Annotated in this window: 19 protein-coding genes; 8 read left to right on the forward strand and 11 right to left on the reverse strand. The window is 62.1% G+C overall.

All coding sequences use genetic code 11. From position 1 onward, the window contains the following. Window positions 1-79: 79 nt before the first annotated feature. The 4 genes from IE166_RS20155 (at window position 80) to IE166_RS20170 (ending at window position 4,879) form a co-directional block, all read left to right on the forward strand. Window positions 80-544, forward strand: coding sequence for a nucleoside-diphosphate kinase (locus tag IE166_RS20155; RefSeq protein ID WP_244641631.1), 465 nt, complete (start codon window positions 80-82; stop codon window positions 542-544). A 161-nt stretch (window positions 545-705) separates the two neighbouring features. After that, on the forward strand, window positions 706-2,118 hold the full coding sequence (locus IE166_RS20160) for a cytochrome c (RefSeq protein ID WP_244641633.1): 1,413 nt from the start codon (window positions 706-708) through the stop codon (window positions 2,116-2,118). After that, on the forward strand, window positions 2,112-2,615 hold the full coding sequence (locus IE166_RS20165; protein ID WP_189507569.1) for a (2Fe-2S)-binding protein: 504 nt from the start codon (window positions 2,112-2,114) through the stop codon (window positions 2,613-2,615). Before IE166_RS20160 ends, IE166_RS20165 begins: the two co-directional genes overlap by 7 nt. Then, a complete protein-coding gene (locus IE166_RS20170) occupies window positions 2,615-4,879 on the forward strand; it encodes a xanthine dehydrogenase family protein molybdopterin-binding subunit (protein WP_189507571.1) in 2,265 nt (754 codons plus the stop codon). Before IE166_RS20165 ends, IE166_RS20170 begins: the two co-directional genes overlap by 1 nt. 6 nt (window positions 4,880-4,885) lie before the next feature. Here the strand turns inward: IE166_RS20170 and IE166_RS20175 are convergent, their stop codons facing one another. The 7 genes from IE166_RS20175 to IE166_RS20205 form a co-directional block, all read right to left on the reverse strand. After that, a complete protein-coding gene (locus IE166_RS20175) occupies window positions 4,886-5,260 on the reverse strand; it encodes a hypothetical protein (protein ID WP_189507573.1) in 375 nt (124 codons plus the stop codon). 21 nt (window positions 5,261-5,281) lie between these two features. Further along, window positions 5,282-5,482 (reverse strand): hypothetical protein, encoded by a 201-nt coding sequence (locus IE166_RS20180; protein ID WP_189507575.1) that lies wholly within the window; start codon window positions 5,480-5,482, stop codon window positions 5,282-5,284. Between the two features lie 139 nt (window positions 5,483-5,621). Then, window positions 5,622-6,215 carry a DUF4142 domain-containing protein gene (locus IE166_RS20185; RefSeq protein ID WP_189507577.1) on the reverse strand — a complete coding sequence of 198 codons (594 nt, stop codon included), beginning with the start codon at window positions 6,213-6,215 and terminating at the stop codon, window positions 5,622-5,624. A 31-nt stretch (window positions 6,216-6,246) separates the two neighbouring features. Then, entirely contained in the window at window positions 6,247-8,151 is a 1,905-nt protein-coding gene (locus IE166_RS20190) for a nitric oxide reductase activation protein NorD (RefSeq protein ID WP_210313009.1), read from the reverse strand. Next, complete coding sequence (locus tag IE166_RS20195; RefSeq protein ID WP_189507578.1) at window positions 8,151-8,966, reverse strand: CbbQ/NirQ/NorQ/GpvN family protein; 816 nt, start codon at window positions 8,964-8,966, stop codon at window positions 8,151-8,153. Before IE166_RS20195 ends, IE166_RS20190 begins: the two co-directional genes overlap by 1 nt. A 51-nt stretch (window positions 8,967-9,017) precedes the next feature. Continuing rightward, the gene (locus IE166_RS20200) at window positions 9,018-10,364 is read right to left on the reverse strand and encodes a cbb3-type cytochrome c oxidase subunit I (protein ID WP_189507580.1); all 1,347 of its coding nucleotides are present in this window, start codon (window positions 10,362-10,364) and stop codon (window positions 9,018-9,020) included. 12 nt (window positions 10,365-10,376) lie between these two features. Next, a complete protein-coding gene (locus tag IE166_RS20205; protein WP_189507582.1) occupies window positions 10,377-10,829 on the reverse strand; it encodes a c-type cytochrome in 453 nt (150 codons plus the stop codon). Between the two features lie 213 nt (window positions 10,830-11,042). Between IE166_RS20205 and IE166_RS20210 the strand changes: the two genes are divergently transcribed. The 3 genes from IE166_RS20210 to IE166_RS20220 are packed head-to-tail and all read left to right on the forward strand — an operon-like array spanning window position 11,043 to window position 12,032. Further along, window positions 11,043-11,588 carry a cytochrome c oxidase subunit 3 gene (locus IE166_RS20210; protein ID WP_189507584.1) on the forward strand — a complete coding sequence of 182 codons (546 nt, stop codon included), beginning with the start codon at window positions 11,043-11,045 and terminating at the stop codon, window positions 11,586-11,588. Continuing rightward, window positions 11,585-11,872: a cytochrome C oxidase subunit IV family protein gene (locus IE166_RS20215; RefSeq protein WP_189507586.1), complete on the forward strand. Its 288-nt coding sequence runs from the start codon at window positions 11,585-11,587 to the stop codon at window positions 11,870-11,872. The genes IE166_RS20210 and IE166_RS20215 overlap by 4 nt, the downstream gene beginning before the upstream one ends. Window positions 11,873-11,882: 10 nt before the next feature. Beyond that, the gene (locus IE166_RS20220; protein ID WP_189507588.1) at window positions 11,883-12,032 is read left to right on the forward strand and encodes a hypothetical protein; all 150 of its coding nucleotides are present in this window, start codon (window positions 11,883-11,885) and stop codon (window positions 12,030-12,032) included. Window positions 12,033-12,045: 13 nt separating this feature from the next. Here the strand turns inward: IE166_RS20220 and IE166_RS20225 are convergent, their stop codons facing one another. The 4 genes from IE166_RS20225 to IE166_RS20240 form a co-directional block, all read right to left on the reverse strand. Then, on the reverse strand, window positions 12,046-13,671 hold the full coding sequence (locus tag IE166_RS20225) for a hypothetical protein (protein WP_189507590.1): 1,626 nt from the start codon (window positions 13,669-13,671) through the stop codon (window positions 12,046-12,048). Window positions 13,672-13,715: 44 nt separating this feature from the next. Next, on the reverse strand, window positions 13,716-15,866 hold the full coding sequence (locus tag IE166_RS20230; protein WP_189507592.1) for a M48 family metallopeptidase: 2,151 nt from the start codon (window positions 15,864-15,866) through the stop codon (window positions 13,716-13,718). Window positions 15,867-16,257: 391 nt separating this feature from the next. Further along, window positions 16,258-16,689 (reverse strand): SH3 domain-containing protein, encoded by a 432-nt coding sequence (locus IE166_RS20235; protein WP_244641635.1) that lies wholly within the window; start codon window positions 16,687-16,689, stop codon window positions 16,258-16,260. Between the two features lie 58 nt (window positions 16,690-16,747). Continuing rightward, window positions 16,748-17,194, reverse strand: coding sequence for a hypothetical protein (locus IE166_RS20240; protein WP_189507594.1), 447 nt, complete (start codon window positions 17,192-17,194; stop codon window positions 16,748-16,750). A gap of 5 nt (window positions 17,195-17,199) precedes the next feature. Here IE166_RS20240 and dapA point away from each other — a divergent pair, with 5 nt between their 5' ends. Next, on the forward strand, window positions 17,200-18,237 hold the full coding sequence (dapA, locus tag IE166_RS20245) for a 4-hydroxy-tetrahydrodipicolinate synthase (protein ID WP_189507596.1): 1,038 nt from the start codon (window positions 17,200-17,202) through the stop codon (window positions 18,235-18,237). The last annotated feature ends 5 nt before the right edge of the window (window positions 18,238-18,242 follow it).

The raw sequence follows: 18,242 nt of genomic DNA on the forward strand, positions 1-18,242 counted from the left end.
CCATCAGGGAGCCTGGAGATCGACAATGTCGAACGATGCCTGTGTTCTTACAACTAGAGATTTCACCCTTCTCCAACAGATGCTGAACCGCAGCCTTGGTCGCGACGATCCGATGCGTGCGCTACTTACGCGCAAGCTGGACGGCGCAACGGTCGTCGGCAAGGACGCCGTGGCTGACGATGTTGCCACGCTGAATAGCCGCGTCAGCTTCCGCGCCAATGATGGCCTGCCGCAATCGCGTATCCTGACCCGCGATTATCAGGGCGGATCGGTCGGGCTCGCGCTTGCCGTGACGACGCCGCGCGGTCTGGCCTTGCTCGGCTTGACGGTGGGGCAAAGCTTCATCCTGGCCAGCAACGACCGCTTGATGCTGGACGAGGTTCTTTACCAGCCGGAAGGTGCCGGACGGAACCGGGCACTGTTTGCAAGCACACCTGTTCTTCGCCAGCGGCCCAAGCTGCGGCTGATCCAGGGATCGGGTGGCATTGCTGCGCCCGTGCAGCATTCCGGTTATCCCGACGATCCGGGTCCGTCAGCTGCCTGACGAAGGCTGCCGATCCGAACGTTCAGAAGGGAAGTGACAGCAACGCTGCCATTTCCTTGGGTCACGTACAAATCAGTCGACGCGCGCGAACAAGGCGCTACCTTGCTTGTTAGGTGCTCAGGTCTTGAGCCTTCCCAGCAACCTTTAACCGGAGTTCACCGGTGAACGGCAGCAAACTTCTTCGCGTTCTTGGCGCACTCGTCGTGCTTGTTCTGCTGGGAATAGGCGGTTTCATCGCCTATGCCTGGGAACGAGAGATACCGGCGGCCGAGCCACCCGCAGTGTCGAGCATTGATCCTGAACTTGTTCAGCGCGGAGCCACGCTTGCGGCGGTCGGCAACTGCAATGTCTGCCACACCAAGGAAGGCGGCGAGGTCTTTGCAGGAGGCTTGGCGCTGCCGACGCCGTTCGGCACGATCTATTCCACCAACATCACGCCCGATCCTGAGACCGGCATTGGCCGCTGGTCGGAAGAAGCGTTCCAACGGTCCATGCGCAGCGGTGTCGATCGCGAGGGACGGCATCTTTATCCTGCCTTCCCGTTCGACCACTTCACCAAGGTGACCGACGAGGACAATCGCGCGCTTTATGCTTACCTGATGACGCGCAAGCCGGTGAAGGCGGAGGCGCAGGCCAACGATCTTCCGTTCCCGCTGAACATCCGCCTCGCGGTAGCCGGCTGGAAGCTACTGTTCTTCCGCGAAGGTGTTTATCAGCCCGACACGGCGCAGAGCGACGAGTGGAACCGCGGCCATTATCTGGCTGATGGTCTTGGCCATTGCGGCGCGTGTCATACGCCGCGCAACAGTCTTGGCGCGGAAAAGAAGGACCAGCTGTTTGCCGGCGGCGAAGCCGAAGGCTGGACGGCCTATGCGCTCAACCAGAACTCGCCGGCGCCTTTGCCGTGGGATGTTGACGCGCTGACCCATTACCTCGCCAATGGCTGGGAAGAGCATCACGGCGTGGCACGCGGCCCGATGGCGCCGGTGACCGCCAACATGATGTCGGTGCCAGAAAGCGATGCGCGGGCAATCGCCACCTATGTGACCTCGGTGATGGGTGAGCCGACCCCCGAACGTCAGGCACGGGCGGATAAGGTGCGCGATCAAGCGACGCGCCACCCGCCGGGCATCCAGGTGCAGGCGGCCGGTGGGCAGACGGTGCCGGTTGCGGCAACCAGCCAGGATCGCGGCGCGCTGATCTATGCGGCGGCCTGTTCCAGCTGCCATGATGCCGGGCGTCCCGTGCCTTATGGCGGTCTGCCGCTGGCGCTGAGCACCGCGACCTACGGGCCGACGCCACTCAATCCAATCAATGTCATTCTTTACGGCCTTCCGGCACCAGAAGGCGAGCGCGGACCGATCATGCCGGGCTTTGCCGGTGTGCTGGACGACGCCCAAACGGCCGATCTGCTCGCCTATATCCGGGCGACCTTCAGCGACAAGCCGGCCTGGGACGATGTTCAGGATCTCGTCCGGCAGGTTCGCTCAGGCAAAGAACACACGGATCTGCAATCGCTGTCCAGCGGCGGTTCCGCTCCAGCCAATCCAACCCGGCGGGAAACATCATGGTAGCCCTGACGGTGAATGGCCAATCGCACCAGATCGAGGCCGATCCGGATACGCCCCTGCTTTATGTGCTGCGTGACGAACTTCATCTGCATGGCGCGAAATATGGCTGCGGTCTCGGCCAGTGTGGCTCCTGCACGGTGATGGTGGATGGCCAGGCGGTGTTTTCCTGCGTCACGCCGGTGCTGCTGCTGGAAGGGCGCGAGATCACGACCGTTGAAGGGCTGGGTACGATCGAAAGCCCCGGCCCGATGCAACAGGCCTTTATCGAGGAACAGGCGGCGCAATGCGGCTACTGCATTCCCGGCATGATGATGCGGGCTCAGGCCTTGTTACAGCGGAACCCCGGTGCCTCGGACGAGGAGATCGTGGCGCATATGGAGCCTAATCTCTGTCGCTGCGGCACACATATGCGCATTCTCGCCGCCATCAAACGTGCTGGCGGCTTGATGCAAATGGCAGCGGGCGGATCAACCACGGACACCGCGAAGAGGGCAGGCTGATGAAACACGTCTCCGTTCCCGATGTCTCGCGCCGCTCGGTTCTGTTCGGCACCGGCTCGCTGGTTCTCGCCTTCTCGCTGCGCCCGGCGTTCGCGCAGACTACCGTGCAGGGGAGCGAGGCTCAGAACTTCCAGCAGGTGGAACAGGCGGCACCCGATCTGCCGGGCAGCCTCAAAACCAATCCGCAGCTGGATTCCTGGATCCGCATCGATGCCGATGGAAGTGCCACGGTGTTCACCGGCAAGTCGGAACTGGGACAGGGGATCAAGACGGCCGTTCTGCAGATCGCGGCGGAAGAGCTGAAAGTGCCGTTCGCGAGCCTGAAGCTGATCGGGCCGGATACGAGCCTCAGCCCGAATGAAGGCTACACGGCCGGCAGTCACTCCGTTCAGGACAGCGGCACGGCGATCCGCCATGCGGCTGCGCAGGTTCGCGAAATCCTGATCGCGCAGGCGGCAGGACGGTTCAATGTGGCGGCTGACAGCCTCAAGGCCGAAGGTGGTGCGGTGATCGCGCCGGACGGTCGCCGTGCGACCTATGGTGAGTTGGTCTCGGCCGAATTGATCCAAGTTCAAGCACAGCCGACATCCAAGCTGACGCCAACCGAGGCGTTCACGGTGATGGGCAAGCCGCAGAAGCGCATCGACATTCCCGGCAAGGTCACCGGTGCGCCGGCTTATGTGCAGGACATGAGGCCAGACGGCATGGTGCATGGCCGCGTGGTGCGTCCGCCGAGCCCCGGTGCGCGGCTGCGCGGCGTGGATGCAAGCTCTGTCGAAGGCATGCCGGGTGTGCTGAAGGTGGTGCAGGACGGCAGCTTCCTCGGCGTTCTGGCCGAAAAGGAATGGGTCGCCATCAAGGCGATGCGCACCCTATCCCCGCTCGCGCAATGGGACGAAAGCCCGACCTTGCCGGGCATGGACGATCTGCCGCGCAAGCTGATGGCGCTGCCACAGGAAGACGGCATCGTGACCGACGATCGCAAGGTCGTGAGCGCGACCGCGACGCATGAGGCGACCTTTACCAAGCCGTACCAGATGCACGGTTCGATCGGCCCATCCTGCGCGCTTGCCGTGCTGAACGACGGCGTGACGACGGTGTGGACGCATACGCAGGGCGTTTATCCCGACCAGAAGGCGATTTCGCAGATGCTGCGCATGCCGATCGAGCAGGTGCGGGTGATCCATGCCGAGGGTTCCGGCTGCTACGGCCACAATGCCGCCGACGACGCCGCAGCCGATGCGGCATTGCTGGCGCAGGCTTTGCCGGGCCGGCCGGTGCGCCTGCAATGGATGCGCGAGCAGGAACATGCCTGGGAGCCGTATTCGCCGGGCATGGTCACCAAGGTTCGTGCTAGCACGGACGCGAACGGCAATGTCGTGGACTGGACCTATGAGGTCTGGAGCAACAGCCACAATTCGCGGCCGGGCCCCGCCGGCAATCTTCTGCCCGCCCGCCACATCGCCAATGGTTTCCAGCCGGAACCGGCGAAGCTGCAGATCACGCCGGAAGGAAATGGCGACCGCAATTCCAATCCGCTTTACGCCTTCCCGAGCCGGCATGTCGTTTGGCACTTCCTGAAGGAAGCGCCCCTGCGCGTTTCGGCGCTGCGCGGCCTTGGCGCTTACATGAATGTCTTCACCATCGAGAACACGATGGATGATCTGGCCGCTGCGGCGAAGGCCGATCCGGTCGAATACCGGCTGCGCCATCTTCAGGACGAGCGCGCGCGTGACGTGGTGACGAAGGCGGCCGAGATGTTCGGCTGGAAGGCGGGACAGACGGCACCACAGAACCACGGCTATGGCTTTGCTTTTGCCCGCTACAAGAACCTCGCTGCCTATTGCGCGGTCGCGATGGAGGTCAAGGTCGAGCCTGAAACCGGCCGCGTCCGTATCTTGCGGGTATCAAGTGCAGCGGATGCGGGCGAGATCGTCAACCCGGACGGCATCGCCAATCAGGTACAGGGCGGCATCGTGCAGTCTGCGAGCTGGACACTGTATGAAGGCGTGACCTTCAACGATACGCGCATCACCAGCGTCGACTGGTCGACCTATCCGATCATGCGCTTCGATGCTCTGCCGCCGAAGATCGACGTCGAGGTCATTCCGCGTCCGGGCACGCCGTTCCTGGGAGCGGGCGAGTGCAGCCAAGGGCCGGGCGGATCGGCTTTGGCGAATGCCATCACCAATGCGATCGGCCGGCGCATCTTCGACCTGCCGCTCAGCCGCGAGAAGATCCGTCAGGCGGCCGGGCAGGTTTGAGTTTGGTCAGTCCTTGACGCTGATCGGAGGCACGTCCATCACGGCGAGCGCGTCAACGTCTGCATCGCGGATCTTGGTCAGGTTCTGGAGCATGGCCTTGGCATCGGCCTCCCCATAGGCGCGACGGCTAATGCCATAAAGCGCGACGCCCTTGCCGCTTTTCAGGGGCACGTAGCGATAGGCGTTCCATTTCACCACGACAGGGTCGGCCTGAAGGTCGCTGAGAACGAAATCCAGCACGATGTTGCCTGTCTTTTCATTGTGCAGGATCGCGTAGTTGACGACGGGGTCGGTGGTCTTCCGCTGCTTCAGAAAGTCGATCTGCGCACTCGCCGACTGCGCAGGGGTTATGGAACCCGTCACAGCCTCGACGAGGAACATGTCCTTGAAGGTTTCGACCTTCTAGCCGGCCGGCACATATTCCTGCTTGATGTAATTTTCAGATGGCTCCGACGACCAGGCGAGCGAATAGGACTTGTTCTGGAAGGTAATCGGGCCAGGGACGTTCAGTCGATCCACCTTGTCGGCATCTTGCGCTGCGACATGGCTGGCCAGCATCGTCAGTGCGGCAACAAGTATTGCGCGGGTCAGTCTCGTCAGCATCGCCATCCTCCAGTCGATCCGCTTCGGTTGTACACGATGCCGGTTGCTCGCCCAGCCTTGTCATAGCGCATGAGCTTGCGACGAAACAGAACACCTGCGCCCGATGCTGATCGGGCGTCAGGTCAGGTCTTCAAGCCGATCAATATTGCGGCGGCTGGCCGACGGCGTCGACTTCCAGGCCGAACTTGGCGCCGGCTTCCTTGATCCCGTTGAACTGCTGCTGGATCTCGTTCATCGTGGTGATCGCGAACTTGGCAAGCTCCGTCTGCGGCGTGTCCGAAGCCTGCTTCTGATAAAGCGCTACCAGACCTTGGTGAACGCGCATCTGCCAGCTCACATACTCCTTGTCGAAGGCCTCGCCATCCAGGCTCTTTAGGCGCTGAATGTCGGCGTCCCAGGCATGGCCGGCATCCGGCTTCACATCCTCAGTGCCGAAGCGGGCGGCTTCTTCCTGCAGGCGCTTGCTCAAGGCCTCGTGCTTGGAAACAAGCTCGGCGCTGAGCGCCTTCAAGGCAGGATCACTCGCCTTTTCGGCGCCGAGCTTAGCAGCTTCGATCTCTGCCAGGCTCATATTGTTGGCGTGCTGCAGAAAGTCCTGGTCAGCGGCCGGAAGCGCCTGCCCTTCCTGGACCGGCAGGGCCGGCGTGGAGTCAGGCTTCAGCGAATTCTGTGCCAACGCCGGGGCTCCGCTGAGAAGCAGGCTGGCGACGACGATGGTGGATTTGTTCGGCATGATGCCTGCTCCTCGTAGCAATAGATCTGGGTTAACTCGTGATCTGGCGGTAAATTGCGGGCAGGGCGGCCGGCAGACGCGCAATGTCTTTGACGATGGCGTAGCCGCCCGGCCCGAAGATGTGGGGCACGTAGTCGCGCGCGTTCTCGTCCACGGTCACGCCGAAGACGCGAAGGCCGAGCTTGCGCGCTTCCCAGATGGAGCGGCGCGTGTCCTCGATGCCGTAGCGGCCTTCATAATGATCCACATCGTTCGGCTTGCCGTCGGTCAGAAGCAGCAGCAGCCGGTGCCTGAAGGGTCGCTTTTCTAACTGCGTGCTGACATGCCGGATGGCTGCGCCGATGCGGGTATATTGGCCGGGCTTCAGCGCCTCGATGCGGCGGATCACGCGGGCGTCGAGCTTTTCGGAGAAGCCCTTCACGGTTGCCACCGTCACATTCTGCCGGCGGCGCGAGGTGAAGGTATAGATGGCATGCTCGTCGCCGCAGGCGGTGAGGCCATGGGTCAGGGCCAGAAGGGCGCTTTTCTCGACATCGAGAACGCGACGCTCCTGGATGTAAGCGTCGGTTGAGAGCGACACGTCCATCAGCACGGCCAGTGAGAGATCGCGTATGGCTGCGCGAGCCTGGAGGAACACGCGCTCGGTGCCGGCACCACCCGCCGAACGATCGGCGATGTCGCGCACGACCATGCCAAGGTCGAGCTCGTCGCCGTCGGGCTGCGCATGGAAGGTCTGGCGCCGCGGCCGCAGGGCTTCGAAGCGGCGGCGTACATCGCGGATCGTACGCTGCATATCGGCATCCGGCGACCAGTCCTCGCCCTCTTCCTGAGCGGGAACAGCATGGACCCGGCAATAGTCCTTGAGATAGCGCCCCTGCTTCCAGTTCCATTCGGGATAGGTGCAGTCGGCTTCCAGCGCGGTCGTGTCGGCCTGTCGCGGAGCCAGATCAAGATCGAGCTTCAACCGTGTCGCCGCGCGCTTGGGATTTGCGCCGATGGTGAGTTCCGGCGTGTCTTCGGCCGCTTGTCTTGCGCCTTCCTCATCATCGTCCTCGACGCTGCGATTGACGTTGATCATGTCGGCAAGGCTGAAGATCGTTTCGAAGCGATGCAGGATCAGGGGATCACCGCGATCGCTGTTGTCGGTCGACTTGCGCACGGCCTTGCGGCGGCGGCTATCCACCTGCATGCCGTCGCCGCCGGCTTCATCCTCATCGCCGGCGGCGGGGCTTTCCTCGTCCCGCGTGACTTCGCCCCAGAGCGGCACGGGCAGGTAGGTGCGATAGGCCGAGGTCAGACCTGAGCTTTCGAGGAGGGCATTGTCGCGCCAGAGATTCGGTCGCAGGTCCACCCCGTCCACGAGTGCGCCGATGATGGCCTGTTCGAGTTTGGCTTCAAGCTGCGGCAGATGGCGTTTCGGCCGCACGGCAAGAGATGCTCGGCAGAGCTGCGCATAGGTGGCCCGCAGGCCGGGCCAAGCGGCAAGTGTTGCCTGTGTCGTCAGGGCCGCCGCATGCAGCCGCTCGATGTCGTCATGCAGGAGATTGCCGGTTGCGGGGCCGGGCGCCACGGCATGGGCAAACCAGCCGGCCAGCCATTCATACAAAGCGACGTTGTCGGCACGGCTTGGAAAAACGTCGATCGCGCCGGGCAACCGCAGCGTGTTGAGATCGAGCGTCGGCCGCTCCATGACCTCTTTGCCGAGGCCCAGAGCCTGGCGCATGTTGAGGCGGTGGTTGGACTCGGAATGGGCGGTCGCGGCAATACGGATCGCGCCGCTGCCGCCAAGCGCCCGGAACAGCAGTCCGAGCCGCTCGCGGACCTCGTCCAGGCTGACCCGTGCATCCGGGTAAGTGCGGTAGGTGCTGGAAGCGCCGACCAGCCGGTGCCAATAACGCCCGACCGTTTCTTCCGGCTCGAACGTCCAGATACCCATCAGCCGATCGCAATCTGCGCGACGCGCACGAGGCCGTTGAGGATTTCCGGGTCATCCGACAAGGGTTCGAGCAGCGCGACGCGCACAGCCGTATCCATGTCGAGCCCGGCCTTGATGAGGGTCGCGCAGTAAACGATCAGGCGGGTGGAGGCGCCTTCCTCGAGGTCCTGGCCCTTGAGATTGCGCAGGGCATCCGCGACCTTGACCAGCGCAATGCAGCGATCCTGCGCCAGGCCGCTTTCGCGCGACACGATGGCCGCTTCCGCTTCCAGTTCGGGGAAGTCGAATGCCAAGGAAATGAAGCGCTGGCGGGTGCTTGGCTTCAGCGTCTTCAAGACGTTCTGGTAGCCGGGATTGTAGGAGGCGACCAGCATGAACTCCGGCGGCGCCTGCAAGGTCTCGCCGGTGCGCTCCAGCGGCAGCGTGCGGCGGTCGTCCGTGACGGGATGGAGCACGACGGTGACGTCCTTGCGCGCTTCCACGACCTCGTCGAGATAACAGATCGCGCCTTCGCGCACCGCGCGGGTGAGGGGGCCGTCGACCCAGACCGTATCGCCCCCCTTCAAAAGGTAGCGGCCGGTGAGGTCGGCGGCGGTCAGGTCGTCATGACAGGACACGGTGTAAAGCGGCCGGCCGAGCCTGGCGGCCATATGGGCGACGAAGCGGGTCTTGCCGCAGCCCGTCGGGCCCTTGAGCAGCAAGGGCAGCTGGTTGCGATAGGCATGCTCGAAGATCGCGCATTCCGCGCCGACCGGCGCATAGAACGGGACATCGTCTTGGGGCAGCGGCGTGACGGAAGCGAGGGAAGTCGGCATGGAAGGTGAACTCCTGGGGAGCAGGCGGGCTTTCGCCCGCCCGCAAGGGGGTTATTCAGCAGGCTGCAGGGCCACTTGGCGAGCGGGACGCTCCTGACGAGCCGGACCGTAGATGGAGTAAAGGAACATCAGGGCGGAGATCACGACCACCGCGCCGGTGCCCAGGCGCATCCAGTAGAACAGGACGAGCTGGTCCTGCACTTCCATGTAGGTCATGCCGAGCACGCGCTGCAGGTGAACCTGAACCACACCGGCGAAGGTGAGCACGAAGGTCATGAACGCCATGCCCGACGTCATCAGCCAGAAGCTCCACATGTTGAGGATCTGGTTGTAGGGCTTGCGGTTGCGCAGATATGGCATCGCATAGCTGATCATCGCGAGGTTCAGCATCACATAGGCACCGAAGAAGGCGAGGTGGCCGTGAGCGGCCGTCACCTGCGTGCCGTGGCTGTAATAGTTGATGAACGACAGCGTGTGCATGAAGCCCCACACACCGGCGCCGAAGAAGGCGCCGACCGTGCAGCCCAGCGACCACAGCATGGCAGCGCGGTTCGGATGATCTCTGCGGCCCTTCCACACCATGGTGAAGGCGAAGATGACCATGGCGAAGAAGGGTGCCACTTCGAAGGTCGAGAAGATCGAGCCGATCCACTGCCAGTAACCGGGCGCGCCGATCCAGTAATAGTGGTGGCCGGTGCCGAGCAGGCCGGAGAACAGGGCCAGGCCGACGATCGCATACAGCCACTTCTCGATGACTTCGCGGTCGACGCCCGTCATCTTGATCATCAGGAAGGCTAGGACCGACGCCATCACCAGTTCCCACACGCCTTCCACCCACAGATGGACGACGTACCACCAGTACACCTTATCGAGCGCAATGTTCACGGGGTTGTAGAAGGCGAATAGCCAGAAAACGGCGATGCCCCACATGCCCAGAAGCAGCACGTTGCCGATGGCGGTCTTGCGGCCGCGCAGGATCGTCATGGATATGTTGTAAAGAAAGATCAGTGCCACGACGACGATCGCGCCCTTGATCCAGAGCGGCTGTTCAAGGAACTCGCGGCCTTCATGGATGCCGAACAGGTATCCGATCACGGCGGCGACCGCGCCGAACATCAGCAGGCCGAGCTGGATGTAAGCGAGCATCGGACTTTCGATGTCACGCTCGGCTTCTTCCGGCACAAGGTAATAGGCGCAACCGAAGAAGCCCATCAGCAGCCATACGATCAGCGCGTTGGTGTGGATCATGCGCAGGATGTTGAAGGGGATGATGTCGGCCAGGAAGTTCGGGAAGACGTAGACCGTTCCGGCAACCACGCCGACCGTGACCTGCAGGGCGAACAGGATCATCGCGCCTGTGAAGTAGTAGAACGCTACGCGTTGTGTTGGATATTTCATGGTGTTGTTTCCTCAGCCCGCGTCGTTAGGCGGCCAGTTCTGCGTGTTCACGCGACTGGTGAATTCCAGAAAATCGATGAGATCGTTGAGCTGCTGATCGTCGAGGTGGAAGTTCGGCATCTGGCGCCGGCCTTCCGCGCCGCTGGGCTGCGACTGCATCCAGGCGATCAGGGCTTCGCGGGCGCTTTGCGGATCGTCGCGGCCGCCATAGCGCACCCAGACATTGCCGAGTTCAGGGGCGAAATAAGCGCCTTCCCCCAACAGGCTGTGGCAGTTGATGCAGGCATTCTGTTCCCAGACATGCTTGCCGCGCGCCACGCTGTCGGTGAGCGTCGCCTCATCCGTGCTGTGGGTTCGTATGTAGAAATGTGTGTGGCCGGTGAGCGCAACAAAGGTGACGAAGAAGAAGATCGATCCCCCGTAAAAAATGTTGCGCGCCGCCGCCTTGGTAAATCGCTCGCTCATCTGGCTGGCACCCTTCCTGCGATCATTCGCATTTATGCGTAAGACGCGGTGTCCCCGCCGCGCTTGGCTTGCAGACCTAAAGGGCCGGCCGGACCCGTTCTTTGCGCTGGCGCAAAGAAGTTCAGCGGAGATGGCGGTTGAAGGAGGTCAACGGACGGCGCGGCGCAAACACGGGAGATCGCTCTGAGCGACGGGGAAGAAACAGCAGGCGAGATGGCGCAGGACGGCGACATCTTTGCCGGTCTGCCGGGCAATCCGATGATCTGGATTCTGATCCTCGGGGAACTCGGCGTGTTTGCCGTGCTGCTCGTCGGGTTCTCGGTTGCGGCCTTCTTGAACCCTGAGGTCTTCAGCGCTGGACAAGCGCATCTTCATGCCGTTCTAGCCGGCCTGAACACCGTCGTGCTTTTATCCAGCGGCGCGCTTGTCGCTGCCGCCACCCGGCGGTTGTCGCAAGGCTTGTCGTTTCGCGCTTATCTCGCCGGAGCGATGGCGCTGGGCGTGGTGTTCCTGGTCATCAAGGGCACAGAATATAGCGCAATGTTTGCGGCCGGTTTTGGCATCGAATCGAGCACCTTCTTCCAGCTTTACTTCCTGATCACCGGCTTTCACGCGCTGCACATCGTGTTCGGCTTGATCCTGCTGGCGATCGGGGCTTGGCAGCGCGATCTCGACACGCTGGAAACATCAGCGGCCTTCTGGCACCTGCTCGATCTCCTCTGGGTGGTGATCTTCCCGGTCGTGTATTTGCCGCGATGAGCATGATCGCGAAGGCATGGCTCGCCCTCATGGCTCTGACGGGCGGAACACTGGCGGTCGTCTCCCTCGCCGACCATCTGCCACATGGCTTGCTGGCGTTCACCGTGTTCGCCGTCGCGGGCGTGAAGGCCTGGCTGATCCTGGTCTATTTCGTGGGGATAGGCCGGGATGCGAGCGGCTGGCGGACGATCCTCGTCGTCTACCTCATGATCCTGTGCGGTCTGCTGGTCGCGTTCATCGCGTTAAGTTGCGCATCAGCCGGCCTTTGTCCGGCAACAAGTTGAGGAAACGAGCATGAACCAAGCCTGGGGCCTGATCGCGGCGGTGCCCGCTTTGCTGGTCATGATCGCCTTCATGTACCGGCAGGGCGCAATGCCCGGCGTCGGCGCTATCGCTGCAGCCGGGATGACGATCGTAATCGGCGCGTTGCTGTTTTGGTCGTGAGCCGAACTGCCGGTTAAAGCTCTTCTTCCACGGCGGGCTCTTCGGTGTCCGGCTCTTCAAACGTCGGATCTTCTATTGCGGGGTCTTCGATCCCGAGATCTTGCTCGTCGTCCAGCGCGGGCGGCACGTCCGGGCCTTTCATCATGGCGCCGTTCACGGTCACCGACCCATCGCTTGCCGCCACGACAAGCCATTCAAGGCCACCATCGGCTGCGGGCTTTGACATGCCCTTCGCCATCGTCAACACGCCAACCGCCTGGTTCAGGCTCGGGTCCGTTTTCGCAGCTTCTTGCAAGGTGGCGATGGCCTTGTCGAGGCCGGGCGTGGTGATGGTCATGCTGGACTGTGGCATTCCGCCGGCGAAGCTGGTGTCACCACTGAAGCTCAGTTCCAGATCACGCGACCGGAACCGGCTGGGTTTCAGCTGACTGCGAAGGCGGTCGACGGCGAGCACACCCAGGATCTTCTCCTCAGCCTCCGGGCTCAGTGCCGGATCATTGCCCAGCTGGATTTCGCGAAGCAGAATATCCGACGCCGTGGCGAGATCTGCGCCGGATACCGCAAAGCCGAGTTCCACGAGATCGGGAATGAAGCCGGCGCTCCAGGCGGGAAGCTGCGGAATGTCCAAGGTCAGACCATCCAGCGCCAAGTCCACGTCGAGCGAGGCGTTCGTGCTGACACCGCTTGCTCGCATTGTCTGCCGCAGGGTTTTAGCCTGCATCCTGCCGTAGCCAATGTCGATGCTGGCGTCGCGCGCATGGGCTTCGCCTTGCAGGTCGGTCCACAGCGGCAGGATGGCACGGATCTTTGTTTTCAGCTCCGCACCCAACGGCCCCCGCAGGGCCGCGTTCGCATCGGCATCGAGTTCGTTGAGATGCTTGAGGAGGAGGGCGTAAAGATCGAGGACGGCGCGTGTGTGGGCTGCCTTCACATCGACCTTTGCGCTGATTTCCTCCGCACGCATGTCCGCGCTCATGGCAAGCGGATATTCGTCCGACCCATCGGGGATATGGACGGATGCTGATTGCGCAAAAGCATCGTAGGTCTGACTGAACGCAATATCTGCCAAGCCGGTGCCGGCCGGTGACGAGGCCATCGTCATGGTCGTTGCAAAAATGCCGGCCGTGCTGCTGGACAGCCCATCGCTCGACTCGCTGGAAATGGTTCCCGTGCGGCTCGCAGCTGACAGGAAGCTCGCGATCTCAGGCGAATAGATGCCTTTGAAAAGAAGCGAGTCCTGCTTGTATTCGGAATGCTGCTTATGGCCCTCCAGTTCGAAATCAGTGGAGAACTCGACCGGGCTCTGGGTGAACACGTTCCAGCTTCCATCAGTGCGCTCACTGACGACGATGGAAATCGGCGCGAACTTGATCGATGCGCCGGACAATTCGGCCAAGTAGGCTGCCGGATCGAGCGTGATGCGGTGGCCGGCGGGATCTGGCTCGACGCGCAGGATCTTCTTGTCGAAAGGAAGCGCCGTCACATAGGAGGTCAGAGCGTTCTGCAACTCCGAAGCGGTCTGCGCTGTTCCCGCGGTTGCGGGTTCCGGCGCCGTGCCAACCTCCTGCGCAAAGGCGGGCGGCGTGAGCCAAGTGGTGACCGCCAGAGCGGCTGCGGGCAGAACGGATCGACGCACCATGTTGACTTTCCTTGCTGCTCAGTCGTGCGATCGAGGCTGATCGCTCATGCGGCCCTTGCGGCTTTTGCTTCCAGCTCACGCCGGGCGTAAGCCGCTTGGAGATAGCGGCCGATCAGCTCATGGAAGTCGTCGGGCTTCATGCCACGGATGCCCATGGCGCCAAGCGTGACATCCCGCTTGCGACGCTGAACCTTCGTGTAGACCGACCACCGCTTGGTTTTGGGCAAAGGCGCGTGCTCGTGCAGGGTCAGCACCAGGGCTAATCGTTGCGAAGCATAAACGCCGTAAGTCGCGATGTCTGTCCAGGCAATCGGGGCATCCAGACGCGGCGAGATCAGCGTGTCGCGTGTCAACACCATCAGTGGCGTCTCGATCCGACGCGACAGTAAGTAGGCATAGAACGCGAAGCCCAAACCAATGAGCGCTGCAAAACCACCGATGATAAGGCGGGCAGTGCCAACGCCCCATTGATCAACGAAAACGAACAAGGCGATGGCCAGGAAGATGATTGCGACGATCGCCATCATCCAGACCATCGCCTTGATGTTGTCGTAGATGACGACCTCGTCCTCAACCACACTCGCCGCCGCGTCCTCGAGCTCCTGGCGATACTGTGTCTGGAACTGCTGGGCTTCACCGAGGAAGTCCGTGCCGAGGCTGGTGCAGAAGGATGTCCAATCGCGGAAACCCTTCTGGCCGAACGAAGCCTGATCGGCTTCAGGCCGCCGCGTTGCATGCGCGAGAACGGCTTCGTCCAGTGTCACGCCGAGTGCCGCGATACGCTGGCTGGTTGGCGGATGGCTATCGGTGGGATGCGGCTGGCGGTCTTCCAGATGCTCGGCCGGATCGGACAAACCTTCGCGGCGGACCAGTTCGGCGATCTCGCCTACAAGATTAGCGCCGCTGGCTTCCGGCCGCTGGAAGGCATTGTCGAGGCCGGCATGCACGGCCGGCGCTGCAATGCTGCTGCGGATCAGCGCGGACACAGCGCCCTTGGGCCCGCTGACAAGGCTGCCCTTCTTGTCGGCCTCGAATTCGCGCAAACGGCTCCAATGGGCGACCGCGACGTCCAGACGACCAACCGCGTGGAAGCCCAAACGAAGTGCCGGCTGCACCACGAACTCGCCGCCTTTGGCAAATCGCAGAGCGTTCAGCGCCCGCCACAAACCGGCATAGATCGGCGCAAAACGCGTGCTGTAGCGGATGTCGTCGCCGGTGAAATGCGCCAGCTCGTGCCCGACGATTGCCGCGATCTCGGCGGTATCAAGCAGTTCCAGATGTGGGGCGGGAAGATGCAGGGTGCGCCCTTCCAGAAGCCGGTCTTCCGGCATGAGATGAACGGGAGCTTCGGTGACGTAGAAACCATCGGTGAGACCGACAATGATGGTGTCGGGTACAACGGCTTCCTGGCGGCGGCCTAGCTCGCGCACGAAGCGCCACAAACCCGGCGCATCGGCTTCGCTGACGATGCGCGCTTTCACTTCCATCGGCTCCGGCGTGAACAGCGCAAAGACCTGGCGCAAACCGAGAACGGCGGTGAAAGCGCCATAAACGGCAATGCCTGCCAGAACCAGTGCCCCGCCAACCAGCTTGATGCCGTTGCCTGAGACACGCTCCCAGAACCACAGGCTGAGCGATTCAAACAGGGTGCCGCAGAAGATCGCCACGCTGAAACCGACGATCACGGCCGCCAGCAGGAAAGGCAGGATGAACCGCAAACGCTCGAAGCTCAGGATCAACTGGTCGCGCGACCGTTTCGCCCGAACGCCCGCCAAACCGGCGGCAGCCAAGCCGATCAGGGCCGCGATCAAGGCGACAACGCTGCCGATCACCGTGCCCCAAGCCAAAGGCGCGCGCACCTTGGCGACCTGCAGATCCGTGTTGATGCCATCGACGGCGCCCTCGAGTTCCGCCTGCGCCATCGAAGCCGTCATGGAGCGGGAATCGTCGCCGTCGCCGAACTGCAGCATGGCCATCGGCTCATTTGCGGCGATCTCGCGCACCTTTTCCAGCGTTTGCGGCAGGTCGGTGGCGAGCGCTTCGTAGTTTTCCAGAACAACGCCGGAGCGTTGGATCTGCCACGCACCCAAGGCTGCCAGAGCTGCCGGCACCACGATCAACCAGAGCACCAGACCGACAGCCGGTGAGCGCTTCCAGAAGGGGAGATTGCTTGTTGCAGCCTCGTCCGATGACATGTGTATGCTCCCCCGACCGACCTCTGGATCAAATCACACAGGAGCCCGACGAGGCTGATGATGCCGATTTGATGTTGGCCCGTGGTTTGCCACCACCGGCCTTCCAACTGACTTTGCGGTTATGCGCTTCAAGCAAGCTGCGCAAGATCGTAGATGCAACTTCCAGAAGAAAAATAGAAACCGTGGATTGTTTTCCGCCATGTGCAAGCAAGCCTTCGACTAAAGACGCAGGCATAGCGTGACCTAGATCAAGACTTGCTGCAAAACCTATTTAAAAGCGGCTTAATGCGACGATCTCAGGCAAACCGATCTGGCGCATCACCCTCTTTCTCGCCAGCTTTGCTCATTTGCCTCACCAGTTCACTGTACCGCGTTGCAGGCAATCCGGAGATCATCCGGCGATCACCTGTACAAATTTTTGGTGGATCCAGCCGGACCGGCAAGGTCCGGTGTAAGGCTTTGCCTCACCCGAATATGCGTCCGTGCCGCAATCAACGGTGGCATCATCGGCTGGATAGATGACGCCGAGCCATGGACTGCGCTCATCGCAGATGAAGATGTCGGCGCCGGACGCGAGCCGGGCAATCTCTGTGTACTTGCCGCCAGGTCCGCTACGCACCGACAGGAAATTGTCGCCTTTCGGATCGAGCCCGGTCACGCGGCCAACGCTGTTGCAGGCATCCATGATGCCATCCGAACTGGCGGTAACGGGCACGCTTGGGGTTGCGCTCTCGGCTTTGGCAGCCGCGAGGGACGCGCAAAGGAAAAGCAGGGCCAAGGCGGCACATGCGCCGCGCGACCGAATGAAACCCGCTTCGAACATGATCGTATCCTCTCTTATCCAGATGCCATCATCGGTCCCGTTCAAGCAAGGTGACTGGTTAGGAAAGCGCCGTTTTTTGTAGGCGTTTTCGCGCGTCCCCATCCTCGATCATCATCACATTCCTATGCCGCGGCCATGACAGGCCAATCGATATCCTATGGCGCTCGTCCGACATTTGGGCGGCCCGCATCGGCGGGTCACGCAAGAGGTCAAGAGAATGAGTGTCATTCACCGTTGTGACGATGATCAAAGGTCGACCTGTACCTTCATCATCTGTTGCACCAAGGAGAACCAATGGCTCGTTTTTACGCCCGATCGCAGCACCGGCGGATTCTTCCGCTCGGCTGAAGAGGCCAGGCGCTTCGCGCGAAGCGAGGCCCGGTCGCACAGCCATGGCGAGGTGATCGTCATGAGCGATGACGGGTGTGACGTCGAGACGTTCGAGCAAGCCCGCAAAGCCAATGTGTTTCACCTGGATGCTGGGCGCAACCCCGCGCCGGGACATGCGTCATGATCCTTCCCCGAGGAACGTTCACCGCGCTGGTCACCCCCTTCCGCGAAGGCCGCATCAATGCCAGCGCTTATGACGCCGATATTGCCAGGCAGATCGCGGCCGGCATCGACGGGCTGATTGCCTGCGGCACCACGGCCGAAACGCCAACGCTTGACGAGATGGAACGCGACTGGCTGATCCGAGCTGCCGTGGTCGGTGCGGATGGCAAGGTTCCGGTAGTCGTTGGAACCGGAACCAACGCCACCGCAAGCACCATCACCGCAACTCGCCATGCCCGTAAGCTCGGCGCCGATGCCGCGCTTGTGGTGACGCCCTATTACAACCGCCCCTCACAGGAAGGGATGTTCCGGCATTTCGAAGCGGTTGCGCTGCGCTCGGATCTGCCGATTATCCTCTACAATGTTCCAGCACGAACCGGTATCGACCTTTCTGTGGATACCGTTGCGCGCTTGAGCGAGATGGAAGAGATCGTCGGCATCAAGGATGCCAGCGGCGATCCCGAACGCTGCCGCGCCATCAAGCAGAGGGTGCCGGACGATTTCCGGGTTTATTCCGGGGACGACCGTACTGCCTGCGATGCGATGCTTGGCGGTGGCGACGGCGTCGTATCGGTGATCTCGAACACCTATCCCGAAGAATGGAGTACGCTTTGCGCGCATGCTCTGTCCGGCGACGAGATCGAAGCCCGATGGATGCTGAGCGTGTTCGAGGATCTTCTCGACGCGCTTTCGCTGGAAACCAATCCCTGCACGATCAAATACCTGATGTCGTTGAGCCATCCCAGCCATTCGACCGAGGTGCGGCTTCCGCTTGTGCCGGTGACGGCCGAAACCGCAGCGCGCATCCGGCAGGGGCTGGATACGGCGACGAAGCGCCTCTTGAAGGCCAACGAGCCTGGTGACGATCAGCAGCTGCGCCTTGATCCCTCGCAATATTCCTCGCGATGGCCAAGCCTGCCGATGTCGACGATCCGGTTGAAAGCTAGCGCGACCAAGCATGGGGAACCGGGGTCTAAACAGGTGCGGCCATGGTGAGATGG

Source organism: Tianweitania populi, from assembly GCF_014652875.1.
Taxonomy (GTDB): domain Bacteria; phylum Pseudomonadota; class Alphaproteobacteria; order Rhizobiales; family Rhizobiaceae; genus Tianweitania; species Tianweitania populi.